General features: G+C 64.3%; 14 protein-coding genes. 2 read left to right on the top strand and 12 right to left on the bottom strand.

Translation table 11 applies throughout. The features are described 5' to 3' along the window. Nucleotides 1–133 precede the first annotated feature (133 nt). Together Pla175_RS13140 and Pla175_RS13135 are read left to right on the top strand one after the other, a co-directional pair. Nucleotides 134–2,677 (top strand): PSD1 and planctomycete cytochrome C domain-containing protein, encoded by a 2,544-nt coding sequence (locus tag Pla175_RS13140; protein ID WP_145285480.1) that lies wholly within the window; start codon nt 134–136, stop codon nt 2,675–2,677. Between the two features lie 5 nt (nt 2,678–2,682). Continuing rightward, nucleotides 2,683–4,125, top strand: coding sequence for a DUF1501 domain-containing protein (locus tag Pla175_RS13135; protein ID WP_145285477.1), 1,443 nt, complete (start codon nt 2,683–2,685; stop codon nt 4,123–4,125). A gap of 278 nt (nt 4,126–4,403) precedes the next feature. Here Pla175_RS13135 and Pla175_RS13130 read toward each other — a convergent pair whose 3' ends face one another. From Pla175_RS13130 to Pla175_RS13075, 12 genes are all read right to left on the bottom strand, one after another. Beyond that, nucleotides 4,404–5,141, bottom strand: a complete 738-nt coding sequence (locus Pla175_RS13130) for an IS630 family transposase (RefSeq protein ID WP_197526777.1) — start codon at nt 5,139–5,141, stop codon at nt 4,404–4,406. Between the two features lie 524 nt (nt 5,142–5,665). Beyond that, nucleotides 5,666–7,069, bottom strand: a complete 1,404-nt coding sequence (locus Pla175_RS13125; protein WP_145285469.1) for a HEAT repeat domain-containing protein — start codon at nt 7,067–7,069, stop codon at nt 5,666–5,668. Between the two features lie 117 nt (nt 7,070–7,186). Beyond that, nucleotides 7,187–7,882, bottom strand: a complete 696-nt coding sequence (locus Pla175_RS13120; protein ID WP_145285464.1) for a HEAT repeat domain-containing protein — start codon at nt 7,880–7,882, stop codon at nt 7,187–7,189. An 84-nt stretch (nt 7,883–7,966) separates the two neighbouring features. Continuing rightward, the gene (locus Pla175_RS13115; protein WP_145285460.1) at nt 7,967–9,187 is read right to left on the bottom strand and encodes a Gfo/Idh/MocA family protein; all 1,221 of its coding nucleotides are present in this window, start codon (nt 9,185–9,187) and stop codon (nt 7,967–7,969) included. Between the two features lie 111 nt (nt 9,188–9,298). Further along, a complete protein-coding gene (locus tag Pla175_RS13110) occupies nt 9,299–9,721 on the bottom strand; it encodes a hypothetical protein (protein ID WP_145285457.1) in 423 nt (140 codons plus the stop codon). A gap of 448 nt (nt 9,722–10,169) precedes the next feature. Further along, a complete protein-coding gene (locus Pla175_RS13105; RefSeq protein ID WP_197526776.1) occupies nt 10,170–11,213 on the bottom strand; it encodes a cellulase family glycosylhydrolase in 1,044 nt (347 codons plus the stop codon). Between the two features lie 404 nt (nt 11,214–11,617). Beyond that, nucleotides 11,618–12,295: an aromatic aminobenezylarsenical efflux permease ArsG family transporter gene (locus Pla175_RS13100; RefSeq protein WP_145285451.1), complete on the bottom strand. Its 678-nt coding sequence runs from the start codon at nt 12,293–12,295 to the stop codon at nt 11,618–11,620. Then, nucleotides 12,288–12,773 (bottom strand): nitrophenyl compound nitroreductase subunit ArsF family protein, encoded by a 486-nt coding sequence (locus Pla175_RS13095; RefSeq protein ID WP_145285448.1) that lies wholly within the window; start codon nt 12,771–12,773, stop codon nt 12,288–12,290. Before Pla175_RS13095 ends, Pla175_RS13100 begins: the two co-directional genes overlap by 8 nt. A gap of 40 nt (nt 12,774–12,813) precedes the next feature. Further along, nucleotides 12,814–13,278: a nitrophenyl compound nitroreductase subunit ArsF family protein gene (locus tag Pla175_RS13090; RefSeq protein WP_145285445.1), complete on the bottom strand. Its 465-nt coding sequence runs from the start codon at nt 13,276–13,278 to the stop codon at nt 12,814–12,816. Nucleotides 13,279–13,355: 77 nt separating this feature from the next. After that, entirely contained in the window at nt 13,356–13,592 is a 237-nt protein-coding gene (locus Pla175_RS13085; protein ID WP_145285441.1) for a thioredoxin family protein, read from the bottom strand. A 12-nt stretch (nt 13,593–13,604) separates the two neighbouring features. Then, nucleotides 13,605–15,056, bottom strand: coding sequence for a permease (locus Pla175_RS13080; RefSeq protein ID WP_231953876.1), 1,452 nt, complete (start codon nt 15,054–15,056; stop codon nt 13,605–13,607). Nucleotides 15,057–15,080: 24 nt separating this feature from the next. Further along, the gene (locus Pla175_RS13075) at nt 15,081–15,404 is read right to left on the bottom strand and encodes an ArsR/SmtB family transcription factor (protein ID WP_145285437.1); all 324 of its coding nucleotides are present in this window, start codon (nt 15,402–15,404) and stop codon (nt 15,081–15,083) included. Nucleotides 15,405–16,253: the final 849 nt, after the last annotated feature.

The following is a 16,253-nucleotide window of genomic DNA, read 5'->3' as shown; positions in this document are numbered from 1 at the left end:
CGAATCACGTGACTGGGCAGCGGCGGCCATTTGCCGTTCGCGTACGACTGAAACGGGAGCCGCACCGTGCCATAGCCCAGCACCATCGGGCCGTCGTCGCGTTTTTCGTTCTCCCTCCTACCGCACCCGATGCATGTTCCAGACACACTTCGACCGCTTGCCGAACGCAGGAATGCTGGTTTCGAGCGACCGCGTGCGTGGCGCACGCACGCGGTCGCGGCCGACTTCGCGGGAGTGGCGCCGGCCGACGCTGAGTGTAATTGCTGGCGTAGTCGCGCTCGCCGCTGCGACGCTGGTTCGGGCGGACGAGTCGGCGCGTGGGTTTGCGTACCAGGTCCAGCCGGTCCTGTCCGACAAGTGCTTCTCCTGCCACGGGCCCGACGAGGAGAAGCGCCCCACGGATCTGCGGCTGGATCGCGAGGCAGGGGTGAGCGAAGCGTTCGCAGGGGGCGACTTCTCGCAGAGCGAAGCCTGGCGGCGCATTACCTCTACCGACCCCGAGCTGATGATGCCTCCGCCGGGGCAGCACAAGCCATTCACTCGGCCGCAGCTTGAAGCGGTGCGGGGATGGATGTCGAAAGGCTCCCAGTGGTCACCGCACTGGGCGTTTGTGGCCCCGGAAAAGTTGGAGCCCCCCCGCGGCTTCGCGGAACATCCGATCGACGCTTTCGTGCGCCGGCGACTCGCGGCGGGGGACCTCGTGCCCGCGCCACGAGCCAGTAAAGAGAAGCTGCTGCGCCGCGCGACGCTCGACTTGCACGGGCTGCCGCCGACTCTGGGAGAGATCGACGCCTTTGTCGCGGACGATTCCCGGGAGGCTTGGGACCGGGTGCTAGACCGATTGCTGGCTTCGCCCCGGTACGGCGAGCGGATGGCGGTCGCGTGGCTCGACGGCGCGCGCTATGCGGACACCAACGGTTACCAGAACGACTTCAGCCGGACCATGTGGCCGTGGCGAGACTGGGTGATCGACGCGTTCAACAAGAACATGCCGTTCGACCGGTTTGCGATCGAGCAGCTCGCGGGCGACCTATTGCCCGATGCTACGGACGCCCAGCGGCTAGCGACCGCCTTTAACCGCAACAACCGCACCGTCACCGAGGGGGGGTCGATCTCGGAAGAATGGCGCGTAGAGAACGTGATCGATCGCGTCGAAACGACCTCGGCGGTATTCCTTGGCCTGACGATGGGCTGCGCTCGATGCCACGACCACAAGTTTGATCCGATCACTCAGGAAGAGTTCTACGGCTTCTTCGCGTTCTTCAACAGCGTCGATGAACTGGGCGTCTACAACGAAGCACGTGGCAACGTAGGGCCAGTTGTCGAGTGTGCCGATGATGCCCAGCGCGTAGAAATGGCGCGACTGGAGGAGCGTGTGGCCGAGCAAGCCCGACTGCTCGAGTCCCTTCAGAAGAAGGAGCAGGGTGACGAAGCGGCTCGGTTGGCTGCGCCGAGCGATATCGATTCAGTGGCGGCGGATGGAGACGCGAAACTCGCTCCACGCGAGGGCGCCCGCTTGGTGGCAGAGCTCAGAGCTCAGCTGGAAGCCGCGCAGCGCGAGGCCGACGACTACCGCAAGACCGTGCCGACCTGCATGGTCATGCAGGAGCTGCCCCAGCCGCGGCAGGCTTACGTGCTCAAGCGGGGCGAGTACGACAAGGCCGATCCAGGTCGGCCCGTCTCACCCGCGGTTCCGGCCTTTCTGGGTCGGCTTCCGACGGGCCGCAACGACCGCTTGGCGCTGGCCAAGTGGATCACCGCGCGCGACAACCCGCTCACCGCCCGGGTGGTCGTCAACCGATTGTGGAGCCGCTTCTTCGGCCAAGGACTGGTGAAGACCGAGGAGAATTTCGGCGTGCAGAGTGATCCGCCCTCCCACCCGGACCTGCTCGATTGGCTGGCTGTCGAACTGATAGATTCAGGCTGGGACCTGCGGCACGCGATCCGCCTGATAATGACCAGCGAGACGTACCGGCAATCGTCGGCCGTCGCGGCGGAGCAGTACGCTAGCGATCCCACCAATGCGACCTTGGCGCGCGGCCCTCGACATCGCTTGCAGGCAGAATTTGTGCGCGACAATGCCTTGTCGATCAGCGGGTTGCTGGCGCCGCGTATCGGCGGGCCATCGGTGTTTCCCTATCAACCAGAAGGTTTATGGGACGAGCTCGCCGGGGGGGCCAACCAAGGACCGTACACACAGGCTACCGACGAGGGGCTGTACCGCCGCTCACTGTACACGTACCGCAAGCGTACGGTCCCGCACCCAACGATGACGACGTTCGATTCTCCCAGCTTCGAGGTCTGCACCGTCAAGCGCACCATCACTAATACGCCGCTGCAGGCGCTGGCGCTGCTTAACGACACTACCTATGTAGAAACGGCCCGCGAACTGGGTGCACGGATGCTCAAGGAGGGCGGCGACGACAAGGCCGCGCGCGTCCGATTCGGCTTCCGCTTGTGTACCTCGCGGGACCCGTCCGCGGAAGAGCTGGGCCTGTTAGTCAAGGCGCTGGATAAGTACCACTCAAGGTATCAGGGCGATCAAGACGCCGCGGAGCTGCTGCTCAAGGTCGGCGCGTCGCCGGCCTATCCGAGCACGGATCCGCCGGAGCTTGCCGCGTACGCTTCCCTTGGCAGCCTGCTGCTCAACCTGGACGAAACCATCTCCGTAGAGTAGCCCCGATGCCATACGAATCCTCACTCAGCCAAGCGCAGGGCTGGAACCGGCGTCACTTTTTACAGAGCGCAATCGGCGGTCTGGGAAGCGCCGCGTTTGCATCGTTGTCGGCGCCGGCGCCCGCGTCGAGCATGCGGCCCGGGCTGCCCCACCTGAATCCGCGCGCAAAGCGGGTGATTTACCTGTTCCAGTCCGGCGCGCCGTCGCAATTCGAGAGTTTTGACTACAAGCCAACGCTCACGAAGTTGGCCGGCCAAGAACTCCCCGATTCGGTCCGCGGCGGCCAGCGGCTCACCGGGATGACCAGTGACCAAGCCAGCTTCCCTATCGCACCGTCGACCTTTCATTTCGGCCGTCACGGGCAGTGCGGCGCCGAGGTGAGCGAGCTGTTCCCTTACACCGCGAAGGTGGCGGACGACTTGCTGATCATCCGCTCGATGAAGACCGAGGCCATCAATCACGACCCGGCGATTACCTTCTGCCAGACCGGCTCTCAGATCGCCGGCCGTCCGAGCATGGGGGCGTGGGTGGCGTACGGCCTGGGGAGCCTGAACAACGACCTCCCCTCCTACGTGGTCATGGTTTCGCGTGGCACCGGTCGCGCCGCGGGCCAGCCGCTGTACGACCGGCTGTGGGGCAGCGGCTTCTTGCCTTCTGCCTACCAAGGGGTGAAGCTGCGCGCCGCCGCCGACCCGGTGCTCTACCTCGCCAACCCGGCTGGCTGCGGCCGGGAGCAACGTCGGGACCTGCTCGACGACCTCGGCCGGCTCAACGTGATCAAGCACCAACAGACCGGCGACCCAGAAATCTTGACTCGCGTGTCGCAGTACGAAATGGCGTTTCGGATGCAGACATCCGTGCCCGAACTTACTGACATCTCGGACGAGCCGGATCACATCCTCGACCTCTACGGCCCGGACGTCCGCCGGCCGGGCGCCTACGCCCGCAATTGCCTGCTGGCTCGACGCATGGCGGAGCGCGATGTTCGATTCATTCAGCTCTACCACATGGGCTGGGATCAGCACAACGATCTGCCCGACCACATGGGCAAGCAGTGCAAAGATACGGACCAGGCCTCCGCGGCCTTGGTGACTGACCTGAAACAACGTGGCCTGCTGGACGACACGCTGATCGTCTGGGGAGGAGAGTTCGGGCGAACCGTCTACTGCCAAGGCGAGCTTAGCAAAACCAACTATGGTCGTGACCACCACCCCCGGTGTTTCAGCATGTGGATGGCCGGCGGCGGCGTCCGCGGCGGTCAAACCTACGGCGCCACCGACGACTTTTCCTACAATATCGTCGAGAAGCCCACGGAGGTTCACGACCTTAACGCGACGATCATGCACTTGTTGGGCGTGGAGCACACCCGCCTCACGTACAAGTTCCAGGGCCGTGACCACCGCCTCACAGACGTGGGTGGCAATGTGGTTCACGATTGGCTTTCCTGAAGGTCTGGTGGTCGACTCGCAGATGCTCGTGGCCCGCCAGCGTCGCGTCGGGTGGGTCCACGCTTGCGTTCTCAGCGTGCCTGGTAGCAGGGGCGCTCAATGGGGTGCTTCGCCGCGGTTGCGAACCAGGCGAGCCCCACTCCTGAGCGGCGTTATCGTTTGCACGGCCGCCCTCGGCCTAAGGGAGAGGCTAGGCGAACGATAGCGTTCCAGGCATTCGGCGATGAACCTTGCGGCTGTGTCCAATTGCGGCGCCAACCAAAAGGCGGAGCGTCGCCTTAATGCCTACCGGGGGTTGTACGCTTTCTATTTGAAGTAGCGCGATCGAGGTAGGGAGCTGCGCAGACCGAACGGACGAGGTCCTGGTCGAGGACGGCGACGCGCCACGCAGCCATGGCGGCCGCTTCGAGGGCGTCGTAGTCGGCGTAGGCGCGGTTGCTCGAGAAGTGGCTCTTGAGGTAGCGCCAGAGGTTCTCGATCGGGTTCAGCTCGGGGCTGTAGGGGGGCAGCTTCACCAGCGTTACGTTCTCCGGCACACGCAGCGCGCCCGCTGTGTGGAAGCCTGCGCCGTCCCAGATCATCACGGCGTGCTTTCCCTCGGGGATGGTCTTGCGAACAGCTCCAAGAATGAGTTGACGATCTGCGTGTTCAACTGCGGGCTGAGGAGCCCTTCGGCGTGCCCCGCCGAGCTCCAGTAAACACTCGGGGCACACGGCGCCGATCACCCACAGGTACTCGTACTCGGTCTGACGCACAGCCGTTGGCCGCGAGCCCTTCTCGGCCCAGACGTTGGTGTTGGTCCCCTGCTGGCCGAACCGCGATTCGTCCTGGAAGTAGACCCGCAACCGCTTGCCTGGGTGCTCCGCGGCGATCTTGTCGAGGCGCTCGGGCCACGCTTGCTTGAACGCTTCGACCTGCGCTGGATCTGCCTTGCGATGCCGCGGCCGGGGACGCAGGTAGCGGTAACCAACGGTGTTATCTGACTTGAACGCCGACTTCCCCCGCCGGTCGACCACTCCACCGATACCCAGTCCGCCATTGCACGATCTGGGATGACCGTCATCCCAGGGACAGCGACCCAAGACGACGCGCAGCTGCAGGGGGCTCTCACCGGGGTCCTCACCAATCCAGACCAAGGGGGGCCCCAGAGCGTTCGCCCGAGCAGTCGTGCCGCTGGGCGCCAGCGGATCGTTGAGCTCCGCGGAGACCCTCGGGCCGATCGGCTGCGGCCTCCGCGAGGCGGTCGCGTTCGGCCCGCTCGGGCTGGGCGGGCGCGTCCAACGCCGCCGCAGCGAGCCAGGCTAGCCGCGCTTGGGCCCAGGCTTTGGCCTCCCGGCGCCCCAAACGGTCCTCTCGCAACAGGCCCGGGGTGCGGGGCTTGACCTCGTTGTGTCGTCGCACAAGCTGCGCGCGGCAGCGGATCTGCCGGCGGGGCTGGCGGAACGACTCGGACGCCGGCCAGAGCGGAGGCGGCTCGTTGGTCCGCGTCAGGTCGGCCGGCAGCCGGGCGTCGCTCGCATCGCCTCGTGGCGATCCAGAATCACTGGCTCTGCGTCGGTCGCACCCAGGTTTCGTCCTTCTTGTAACGCCGAGCCCGGTCCACCACGACGGCGTCCTTGCTGGCCGCGATCACCTTGTCGAGCGCCCGATCAAACTCGGCCTTGTTGGGTTCGCGCAGGCCCCGGTGGTGGGCGAGCTCCACGACCGAAAGGCAGGCGGTTTCGGCGAACGGGGGCCGATCGACGTAGGGCAGGATGAACCGCAACGCTTCTGGAGTACGGATGGCGGCCGCGCGCTTCAAAGCCAATTGCCGCTCCTGGTCGCGCGTGGCCAACGAGAAGGCGAGCTTGAGCAGTTCCAGCTCCTGCCGGTCCGACCGCCCGTCGGGCAGCGGCGCGATCCGGATCAGCGCGCGTAGCGCCGCGATCTGATCCCCCTCGTGGCCATCTTCTTGGACAAGCTCGATCAAACGAGGGGCGACCGATGCGTCGGGCCAGTTGCACAGCGCGCGGACCCCCATCGCATGTTCTTCTGCGTCATCGCTGGCGATCGCCGCTTCGACGACCCCGAGCGCGGCCGGGCCGCCCACCCTGCCGAGCGTGGAGAGCATCGCCGTCTGGTCGGCTTTGGGAAGCTGAGCCAGCGCCTCCAGCAGCAGGGCGTCGCGCTTGGGTGGATCAGCGATCCGCGCGCAGACAAACATCACCTCCTTTTCTGCCGCCTCACGTTCCTTGCCGGGCTCGGCGCGCAAAACTCCCCTCACCAAGCCGGGCAGGTCCTCGGCCGAGGCCAACTGGCCCAGGGCGGTCATCGCGGCGCGGCGGACCTGGGCCTCGCCAGACAGCGACGCCTGGAGCAGCGCGCCAGTCGCGCTGAGCGCACGGCGGGTGGCCAGAACCTCGATCAGCTCAACCTGGACCTTGGGAGACGTATGGCCCATGGCGTCGACGATGGACTGTGGCACGTCGTCTCCTTCAAGCCGCACGAGACTGCTGCGGGCGGCCGCCTGCAACGCGCCTGGACTCTCGCTACCCAGCCGCTCGACGAGCAGCGGAAGGTCCTTGGAGTTGCCCAGCGGCCCCAGGGCCTTGGTTGCGGCGATCGTGACCTGGGCGTCGGATGTTTGGGCCAGCAGGTCGAGAAGAGCGGGGCGCGCCGCCTTATCTCCGCGGTCCGCCAGCGCGCCCAGCAGTCCGATCTGCCCGTCCGCGGGGAGCCCGGCAAGTTGCGCGGCGAACCGCTCGGTGGCGGCCCCTCCCGGCGACTGCGTGCGGACCTGAGCGAACGCGAGTGCGCGAATGTCCTTGTCTTGGTCGTTCAAAAAGGAAAGGACGAGTTGAACGTGCTCGTTGGCGGTGTCTTCGTCGCCGTACGACGCGCTTGCCGCAGCAAGCGTAGCGCACAGCGCCAAGGCGCCTAAGACCGACCGTCGCAAGTGATTCATCGAGGCTTCTCAGAATGCGGCTAGAAAAACGCCTCCGCACAAACGATGCACCGCGAGATGCAGCGACACCGCGGGAGGCAGTTCCGTCTCAATCGAAGGACAAGCAAGGCCTCCCGATTACTGCCCGGCACACGTGAGCATGCCTTTCGCGGCGGCGAGGCGGACGTGCTTGGGCTGATCGCCGCTGGCCATCTTCTTGTAGATGGCCAAGGCCTTTGCCTTCTTGCCGGCGCCGACCAGGCCCTCGGCACAAGCCAGCGAGGCGTCGGTGAGAGCCGCATCCACCGCTTGCCTTGGCTTGGCTGTTGACAACGCGGCGGCCGCGTCGGCCGAGCGGATGTCGCCCAGGGCGTACACGGCCGCGCAGGCGACGGCCGCGTCGTCGTCGTTCACCAGGCCGGCCAGGTACGCAACACTCGACGGGTCCCGACGGACGCCCAGCGTCGAAATGACGCCGACCTTCAAGTCGCCCGTTAGCTCTGCCAGCGACTCCTGCAGGGCGGCCGCGGCCTCGGGCGCCTTGATATCTTCGAGCGCGTACCGCGCCATGTGGGAGTTTTCTTGCTGGGCAAGCAAGCCCTTGAGCGCGGGGACCGAAGCGGCCGTGCCGATGACCCGCAGCTTGCGACAGACGTAGTCGATCCCGTCGCGTGAGAGACCGCTTTGCAGCACGCCCGTCAACTTGGCCTCCAGGTCGGCGCGGGCGGCCGCGTCGCCGTGGGTGGCGATCACGGCGTCTTCAATAGGCTGCAGGGCGTCCAGGTCGGTCCCCCAGTCGTACGTCTTCAGAGATTCAATGGCTTGATCGAGCATGATGAAGTTTCCTTGATCGGGTTCCCGGGTGGGAATAACTTGTTCTGGATAGTGGGCGCAATCATTCGCAACGCTAGCCGCCGCTTACAACTGCCACGGTTCGCGGCGGGCACGATCGAGGTAGCGGTTGGCCTCTTCGTCGCCCACAAACCGCTGCGCCTTCGCGTCCCACTTCAGCGATCGTTCGACGGCGTAGGCGACAATGCCCAGATGGGCGACGGTCACCGTGTTGATGGCGTAGTCGATGTCGCGGAACGGCTTCTCCCGCGTCTTCACGCAATGGATGAAGTCGCCGTAGATCCCCCCCGTGCCCTTGTACTCGGGCACCGGCTTGGCCTCGCGTGTTTCGCCGGGGGTGCCCTCTACCTCCAGATTCTCTTTCCCTGGGCAATTGTGGGTCAGCGTCTTGCCGCCCGGGTACTTGAAGGTCAGGTGCGTCTTGCCGTTGTCGTTGTGAAAGACGACTTCTTCGGGCTGCAGGTCGCGCACGTCGATGGCGAAGGTGGCCCCCCCAAAGTGGTGGGCCCCCCAGTCCGTCATGCCCCCCCCCGAGTAATCCAGATACGACCGCCAGCTGTTGCCCTTGGTCGAGTAACTCCCGGAGCAGCGGTTCGGGTTGTAGGGCGCCCAGGGCGCGGGGCCCAGCCACAGGTCCCAATCGATGTCGTCGGGCGCGCCCTCGGCCGGCAGATTACAGAGCTTCGAGAGCGGACCAACATTCACGTTGATGCTCTGGATGGGCCCCAGTTCTCCGCTCCAGCACTTGTCGACGAGTTTTCGATAGTCTTGCAGCACGCGTTGGCTGCCCCCCGAGACGACACGCGCGTAGCGACGGGCCGTCTCAATCATGAGCGGGCCTTCGCGCAGGGTGCGGGATTCCGGCTTCTGGCAGTACACGTCTTTGCCGTTGCGACACGCCTCAATGACCATGATCGCGTGCCAATGGTCGGGAGTAGCGATGTGCACCGCGTCGATGTCGGACCGCCCGATCAGTTCGCGAAAATCGTTGTACGCTTGGCAGTCGCGGTTCTTGTAGTGGCCGTCGACCTTGCCTTTGGCCTGCTCGCGGACACTCTTCCGAACGTCGCTCACCGCGACATACTGCACGTCTTTGCGCGAGAGGAAAGCGTTCTGGTCGCCCCGGCCCATGTTCCCGATGCCGATGCCCCCCATCACGATCCGATCGCTCGCCGGCGGCGTTTCAGCGTCGCCCAGGGCCTTGGAGGCGATGAAGTAGGGTGCGACGGCTGCGGCGCTTGTCGCGCCGATAAACGAACGGCGCGTGATACTCTGGCGATCAAACATGGCGTACTGCTCTCGATCGGGGACTAGAAGCTGACGGAGATGACTGTGCGAGACCTGCCTGTGAGCACGGGCAGCAGCCCCTAGGATAAGCCATGGGCCGCCGCTTTGGAATCAGTCCCGGGCAAAGTCGCCCATCGCTAAGCGGCCATCCCCTTGAAGCCGGCAATCACTTGTTTCGAGCAGTCTTGCGGCGTCGACGTGCGGGGATTTGCCGGTGCGGGCTGGGGCTTGGACTTCGGTGTAGGGCTCGGGGCGCCTGCAACGCAGCTCTCGCAGAAGCTTGCTCGCGGCCTCCACAACAATCCCCAGCCTAGCAGGGCCGCGGGTGGCGGACTTCACCGTCGTCAAATCCAGACGCTGCTTAGACGCGTCAACGCCGACCCGCTTGATGAGCTGATCGGAGAGCGTGCGGAACAGCGCCTCGTCCAGGTCCAACTCGATGAAGCGGCGACGGTAGTTCGGCGGCGTCCGCTCGCACAAGTACCCGTCAGCCTCGTGAGGGATGTCGGGCGCGTGGCGCCAGGCGATGTTCAAGCAACACCGTCTCGACGGCTTGCTGGTGGATAAGATCGTGAAGCTGCTTGCAGGATCACGACGCCAAGCGCCACGCGCACGTCCTTGCTGGGGCGGCCGAGGTCTGCTCGAAACGCCCGCGCGAGCTCCCTTACCGGCAGATGCACCAGCAGATAATCACGGAACCCGCCCGCGCAACTCCGCTGCAGCGCCCCTCGACGCGGTGGCCCAAGGTGCTCCCTTGGGTCGAACAACGGCTCACGCGCGAGGTCGCGGAAGATTCTCATCCGGCCGATCTAGCGCCCGGCCCCCGGATGCAAGAACAAGCGGCGGCGACTTCTTGCCGCCCCGTCGAGTCTTGACAATAGCTCAGTTGAGCCACGATGTGCAAACGGCGGACAACCTCCACGACCTTAGGGCGCAGAAGAGGGCGTCCTCCGTGCGCCGCTGGCGACTCAGGTGATCGCAACTATTTCGAAGTTTCGCCGATCATCTGCGGGCCGATCTCCTGAAAGAGGTCCACCCAGGAGAGCCAGATCGCATCTTGGATCGTAGCCCTACCGGCCCTTTTCAACTCGGCTAGTTCCGCCGGAGATTTATCCGGCCAATGCCCGATCCAGCCGTGTGCGTACCCGCGGCTCTTGAGAAGGAAAGCTCGCTCGTCGTCCGCGCCGCAACTCAAGGGAAAGGTCTCGCCGATGACGATTGGCTTACCCCAGTCGAACTTCTGGAGGAGCTTGATCTCGTCATCTACCTTTTCGGACTTGGGATATAAATGCGGCGAAACAAAATCGAGCTCTTCGGCGGCTGCCGTGTAGACGCCCGGGAACGGAAGCATTCCCATGGTGATCAAGTGCGTCTGGTCGTGCTTGCGGATCGCGGCGACCATGCGTTTCGTCCACTCGCGGAAGACATCGTCACCGGTGCGGTTGCCTGGGTCCAGGCTGAGCCGCTGGCAGAATTCGACGCCGCCCATCCTGCCCGTATACCATCCCTCGGCGCGCTTGCCGAAGGCGACAGGCTCGTTGACCAGGTCATAGGCAAACACGGCCGGGCTCTCGGCACACGTTTGGGCGATCGTTTCCCAGAAAAAGGCCTGCGTCTTCCAGCGATCCTGCTCGTCCATCCCGTCATACCATGCCTGACGATCCTCGATCTTGTAGCAGGCCAGGCCGGTGATCTGGAGGTGGATGCCTGAGTTCTCGGCGAGCTGAAGGAGCCTCTTGAGTTGATCTAGCGCCTGGGGATCGGCCTTGCCCGGCGCCGTCAGGATTCGCGGCATCTCGGGGTGGATCCGAGCAACCGTCGCCCCAGCGGCTTTCATCTCGGCGAACTCCCGCTCGACTCGGGCATCGTTCTGGGCCAGGCGCTTCAAGAGATCGACCGAGGCGTAGTTGTGGCCCCAGGGCGTGTAGCGGCTGCCAGACGGAAACAGCACGAACTCCTTCTTGTCAGGAGCGATTCGGACTGATTCGATGTCTGCTGCCCATGATTCACCGGTGAGCAGCAGCAAGACCAACAGCCTTGACGAAAAGACCACGAGTAGGGTTGCGCGAGAAGCCATTGTCCACCTCCTGGCTGAGTCATCCACCGAATGTAGGTTGCGATGCCTATCCGTGAGCGGAGTTGCGCGCCCCGGACCTAGCGTAGCCGATTCGCGGCCGAGCATCGAAGTCGACGCCTTGACAGACGCGGCGACCACCCCGCCGTTCGCCGAAGATTGTCCAAAACCAAGCAGGAAGTACGGCCAGGTCATCGCGCTCACCGGCGGCCGGCGGAGCGGCAACTGCCTATTCTGGTAGCGGCGAACGAGGCGCGGTGGGCAGACCGAGACAGCCGCGTAGGTCCGCTTTCTTTCCCCGGCATCGATGTCGACCTCCTTCTCCAATGGACAAAATGTCTGCCCGACGGCCCTGATCAGAGCAGCGACTGGAGGGTAAGCAGGCAGCCAACCATCACGACCACGATACCGGTTCCGAGGCGCGCCCAGCGTTCGGTGTGGCTAACGACGTTGAAGGCCTCCCCGAGCTTCTTGGAGCCGAGCGCAATCAGCACCGCGAAACCGAGGACGGGCAGCGCGGTTCCGATGCCGTAAAGAAGCGGGAGCAGAACCGTTGAACCGGCGGAAACCGAAGCCATCACGTTGCCGAAGAACAGCGCCGCGGACGTCGGGCAGAACGCCAACGCAAACAGGACTCCCAGGGCCAGTGCTCCCCAGATGCCCAGGCGGTCGATCCTCTGCTTGACCGATTCAGAGACGCCTCCCCCCTTGATGTTGATCTCGATCAGGCCGACCAAGAACATCCCTACGACGATGAGCGTCGGCCCAAGCAGCAGGTGCATGTACTTCTGCAAGAACTGCGACACACCAGGAACCTTCAGGGCGGTGCTCACCAGCAGGAACGCCAGCCCGACGTACGCGACGACCCGGCCCATCGCGTACAATAGGCCCGCCAGCAGCACGTACCGCGTGTTGTCGATCCGACGGCCGATGTAGCTGATGGCGGCGATGTTCGTAGCCAGTGGGCAGGGGCTGATCGACGTCAACACCCCCAGCCACAAGGCCGAGCCTGCGGCAAAAACCAACTCAGTCATTCCTCGGACTCCTTCGCCTTTCGCCTTCCTGTGCGGCGTCCTGCTTGGTTTGCTTCAGGTAGCGAACGACGCCGTCGTGGACGTAGGCCCGGAAATCGTCCGGCTTGCCGACGAGGCGCCAGACTTCTGGCATACTGGTCCAGCAGACGGTCTCGCCTTCGAAGACGTTGGCCAGGACCAACGTGGGTAGTTCGATGCCGCACGCCCTGGCGAGCTTGGCGTTCTTCTTGCCCTGGAAGTTAACGTAGTGGAACTCGACGGCGCGAGTTTCTGCATCCTTCTCAAAGCCATTGCTCACCGCTTTCTCGGCCATTGCGCCGATCCGCTTACAAGTCGGGCAGCGCTCTACGCGATGAAAATAGATCGCCACGACTTGATGTGCGGGGGGGCCTTCTTGTTCGTTCACAGCGGTAGATGCGCCGGTCGCCATAACACCGCCAGCAGTGAGCACGGCCGCGAGCATCATCGAAGCCGCCATCGCTTATCCTCCGTATTGAGATTCGCCGATTGCCACCCGATCATGAACCCAGCATCGAACGCGTTGCGCCTTGGATGTACTGAGTGAACGCGTCGCGGTCGCCCACGAGTTCCCAAACTCGCATCAGGTTGCGCCAGTCGGCCACTTCTCCGTTCGCCGTGCGGACCAACACAACCGTGGGCGAGACGATCTCGTAGTCGGCGGCGAAGCGGCGGTTCTCGGGCCGTTCGTAGTTGACGACCTTCCACACCACCTTGTTCTCGGCGATCTCTTCCGCAAAGGCCGCCTGAACCGCGTCGTGCGCGTAGCTCTCGATCGTTTGGCAGGTCGGGCAGCGCGTGTCGCTATGAAAGTAGTAGACGACCAGGGCGTCGTCCGGAAGTTGTTCGGCGGCAGACGCTGCTTCGCTCGCCGTGGGCTCTCGCACTTCGCGTCTCACGAGGATCACCACCGACAACGCGACAAACAGCAGCAACGCTGCGGCGGCTAGGTTCTTTGCGTTCATTTGTGTACTCCCTTCCCGAATGGGTGTGGTTCCTGTCAAGCAGGGCCTCCGGCGGGCGCCACGCGCCCCGCCGCTGACTACTTCGACAGGAGTGCTTTGATCTCGTCCGGCGTGGCGACCTTGCCGACGATCGCTACCTGTCCATCGACTACCAACGCAGGCGTGGACATGACGCCGAATCGGACGATTTCATTGATGTCCTCGACTTTCTGGACGTCGGCTTCAATGCCTAGCTCTCTCACAACTGTTTCGACGTTCTGTTTGAGTGAGACGCATTTCTTGCAGCCGGTTCCGAGAACTTGGATCGTAGTCATCTCGCGGCTCTCCTAAGGGTGAAGTGAACTGTCAGCGGACGCTGCGACCTGATGGGTTGCAGTCATCGCCGACGGGTAGAGCGCCCCGAATCCCATCCCGGCAAGCGTCGCCATGACAACCACCAGGGTTACGAACACCGCGGTCTTCGCGTTGCCGACAACACTGCGGATCACGAGGATGCTGGGTAGCGACAGAGCGGGTCCGGCCAAGAGGAGCGCTAGCGCCGGTCCGTTGTGCATTCCGTTCCGCATCAGGGCTTCAAGGATCGGGACCTCGGTGAGCGTCGCAAAGTAAAACAGGCAGCCGACCACCGAGGCGATCAGGTTGGACACAAGGCTGTTGTCTCCCACCAAAGCCGCCACCTGTTTCTCCGGAATGAGGGCGCCCAAGAAGCCAACGACGAAGACGCCGCCGAACAAAAGGGGAACAAGCAGTTTGGAGAATTCCCAGGTGTGACCCATCCATTCCGAGAAATCTTGAGGATTGAGCCACATCAGACTCATCACAGCGACCAGCGCACCCATCGCTCCCGCCAAGTACCAACGGTAGTGGTGGATGCGGGTCACCCAGGTGTCAACATCCTCGATGCTGGCAATCTCAGTCTTGGCGATCCGGACGACTTCGGACGCTTCATGTCCGAAGGCCGGCTGTTTGAGCCGCAGGTCCAGGCTGTTCTCGGTCTCGTACTGCAGCGTCGCCTCGAACTGCTGGCCATCCGCCGTTTGCACGACCTTGTCGCCCGGGTTGAACCAGTCGCTGAACACCAGGAACGCCAGCATCGCGGCCAGCATCGAAGCGTTCTGCCACAGCGGTCGGCTTGCGGCGGGCGGGTCAGGCTGGGCCATGGTGACCTGGCTCCGCTCGTCCTCGCTGCGGCGGAACAGCAGCGCCATGATGAGACCGATGATGACGCCGAAGACCATGGCGCCAATCACGCGCGCGACGCCCAACTCGAAGCCGAGGACGCGCGCCGTGAGGAAGATCGCCAGCACGTTGATCGCCGGGCCGGCGTAGAGGAAGCAAGCAGCAGGCCCCAGGCCTGCTCCGATGCGGTAGATCCCTGCAAACATCGGCAGCACGCTGCAGGAGCAAACGGCGAGCACCGTCCCGGAGACCGACGCGACCGAATAGGACTCGACCTTGTTCGCCTTGGGCCCCAGATGCTTGAGGACGGATTCCCTGGAGAGAAACGTCGTGATGGCGCCGGCGATAAAAAGCGCGGGCGCCACGCAGGCGAGCGTGTGGTTGCGGGCGTACCATTGGAGCAGGAGGAACGCCTCGACGATGGCCCCGGTGATCTTCGCGGCCAGGGGGTCGGCCTCGCCGTCAAACCGCGGCGTCGCCAGCGGCACGAAGTAGGCGAAGAGAAATACGCCAAGAAACGCGGCAAATATCTTCCATTCTCGGTTCATCGTCCCGCACCACCGTTGCGTATTTGCGTGAATATGCAAGTATTGTTCCAAATAAAAAGCCGCGTTCGCCTGCCGCTACGACAGCACCTTTAATTGCTGGTCGACATTGCACTTCACCACCGACTCGATGCAGCCGAACAGGCTCTTCAGGCACTTCACGCGGAGGCTGTAGAACACCATCTGGCCGCGCTTGTCGCTCTCCACGATGCCGGCGTTCTTGAGCTGCGACAGGTGCCGCGACACGGTCGACATGTCCATGCCGATCTCCTCAGTAAGGTCACAAACGCACACCTCGTCGTGCTCAGAGAGCACATCGACCAGCTTCAACCGGGCGGGATGCGCCAGCGCCTTGAGCACGCTGGCCCGCGTCTCGTACTTGGCTTTCTCGGCTCGGTTCATGGCTTTCTTATCGGCAGTTGTTTATTTGGGGCTTTATGCAAATATAGGCCCTGGGCCGTACGCGGTCAAGCCGTGCGTCGCCCGCCGCACGGGGATCCGAAGGCGCCATCACAAAGACCGGGCGTCCGTAAGCAGCTGCCCTTGGGTCCAGAGCCGAACGGGCCGCTTGGTAAGAACACGGGCGATGCAGCACCAGCCCCGAGACCGACTGCACACGGATGTTCTGCTGGGTTGGCAAGACTTTCGGCTCGGTCGGGCTGTCGGCCCCCAGCAGCGCCGTAGTGCTCCGTTTCATCTCCCTCATCGGCAGAGCGATCGAGGGCGTCGGGGTGGTCGCCAGCGGCCCGCCCGAACCGACGTCGGCCGTGTTGCTGCCGGCGATCTGGCTGGTAGACGCGCCGTCCGATTGCAGCGATAGCGGACCAACGCGAAGCAGCGGCTCGGCGGCGCCTGCCGCACTCGCGGCCTCCGCGACGCCGATTTTTGGGGCAGAGACAGTCGCACACGGCTCCGGGGACCGGACGGCGTGCCGTTGGCATCGACCGTCCGGGCGGGCAACCTCGTTTCGGCGGGGACGGCCGGCAGGCGTGGGGCGGCCTCGGGCGGCGCCTCGCCTCGCCCCGGAGGCCGCGCGGCTGCGGGCACTTCGTCTCAGCAGTAGCGAGGGCAATCCATGTGGTGATCCCCAGGGCAGTACGATTGACGCTGAGCCGGTGCTTGGTAGCCGGGCCGCCGCACGGGCGCCGACAAGAAGACTGCTTTCCTGGACTCTGCGATTCATGCTTTCCACTGGTTCGGCCCGCAGGAGGCCGTCGTGATCGCCGCCACCGGGTCGCGCCGGGGTAGGAC

Source organism: Pirellulimonas nuda, assembly GCF_007750855.1.
In the GTDB taxonomy this organism is placed as follows: domain Bacteria; phylum Planctomycetota; class Planctomycetia; order Pirellulales; family Lacipirellulaceae; genus Pirellulimonas; species Pirellulimonas nuda.
This window is presented reverse-complemented; position numbering and strand designations above follow the sequence as displayed.

Bases quoted from the DNA above. Each gene is read 5' to 3' on its own strand.
- Pla175_RS13120 (WP_145285464.1), bottom strand. From the start codon at position 7,882: ATGCTCGATCAAGCCATTGAATCTCTGAAGACGTACGACTGGGGGACC.
- Pla175_RS13075 (WP_145285437.1), bottom strand. From the start codon at position 15,404: ATGAACCGAGCCGAGAAAGCCAAGTACGAGACGCGGGCCAGCGTGCTC.
- Pla175_RS13140 (WP_145285480.1), top strand. From the start codon at position 134: ATGTTCCAGACACACTTCGACCGCTTGCCGAACGCAGGAATGCTGGTT.
- Pla175_RS13115 (WP_145285460.1), bottom strand. From the start codon at position 9,187: ATGTTTGATCGCCAGAGTATCACGCGCCGTTCGTTTATCGGCGCGACA.
- Pla175_RS13125 (WP_145285469.1), bottom strand. From the start codon at position 7,069: ATGAATCACTTGCGACGGTCGGTCTTAGGCGCCTTGGCGCTGTGCGCT.
- Pla175_RS13100 (WP_145285451.1), bottom strand. From the start codon at position 12,295: ATGACTGAGTTGGTTTTTGCCGCAGGCTCGGCCTTGTGGCTGGGGGTG.
- Pla175_RS13095 (WP_145285448.1), bottom strand. From the start codon at position 12,773: ATGGCGGCTTCGATGATGCTCGCGGCCGTGCTCACTGCTGGCGGTGTT.
- Pla175_RS13085 (WP_145285441.1), bottom strand. From the start codon at position 13,592: ATGACTACGATCCAAGTTCTCGGAACCGGCTGCAAGAAATGCGTCTCA.
- Pla175_RS13090 (WP_145285445.1), bottom strand. From the start codon at position 13,278: ATGAACGCAAAGAACCTAGCCGCCGCAGCGTTGCTGCTGTTTGTCGCG.
- Pla175_RS13135 (WP_145285477.1), top strand. From the start codon at position 2,683: ATGCCATACGAATCCTCACTCAGCCAAGCGCAGGGCTGGAACCGGCGT.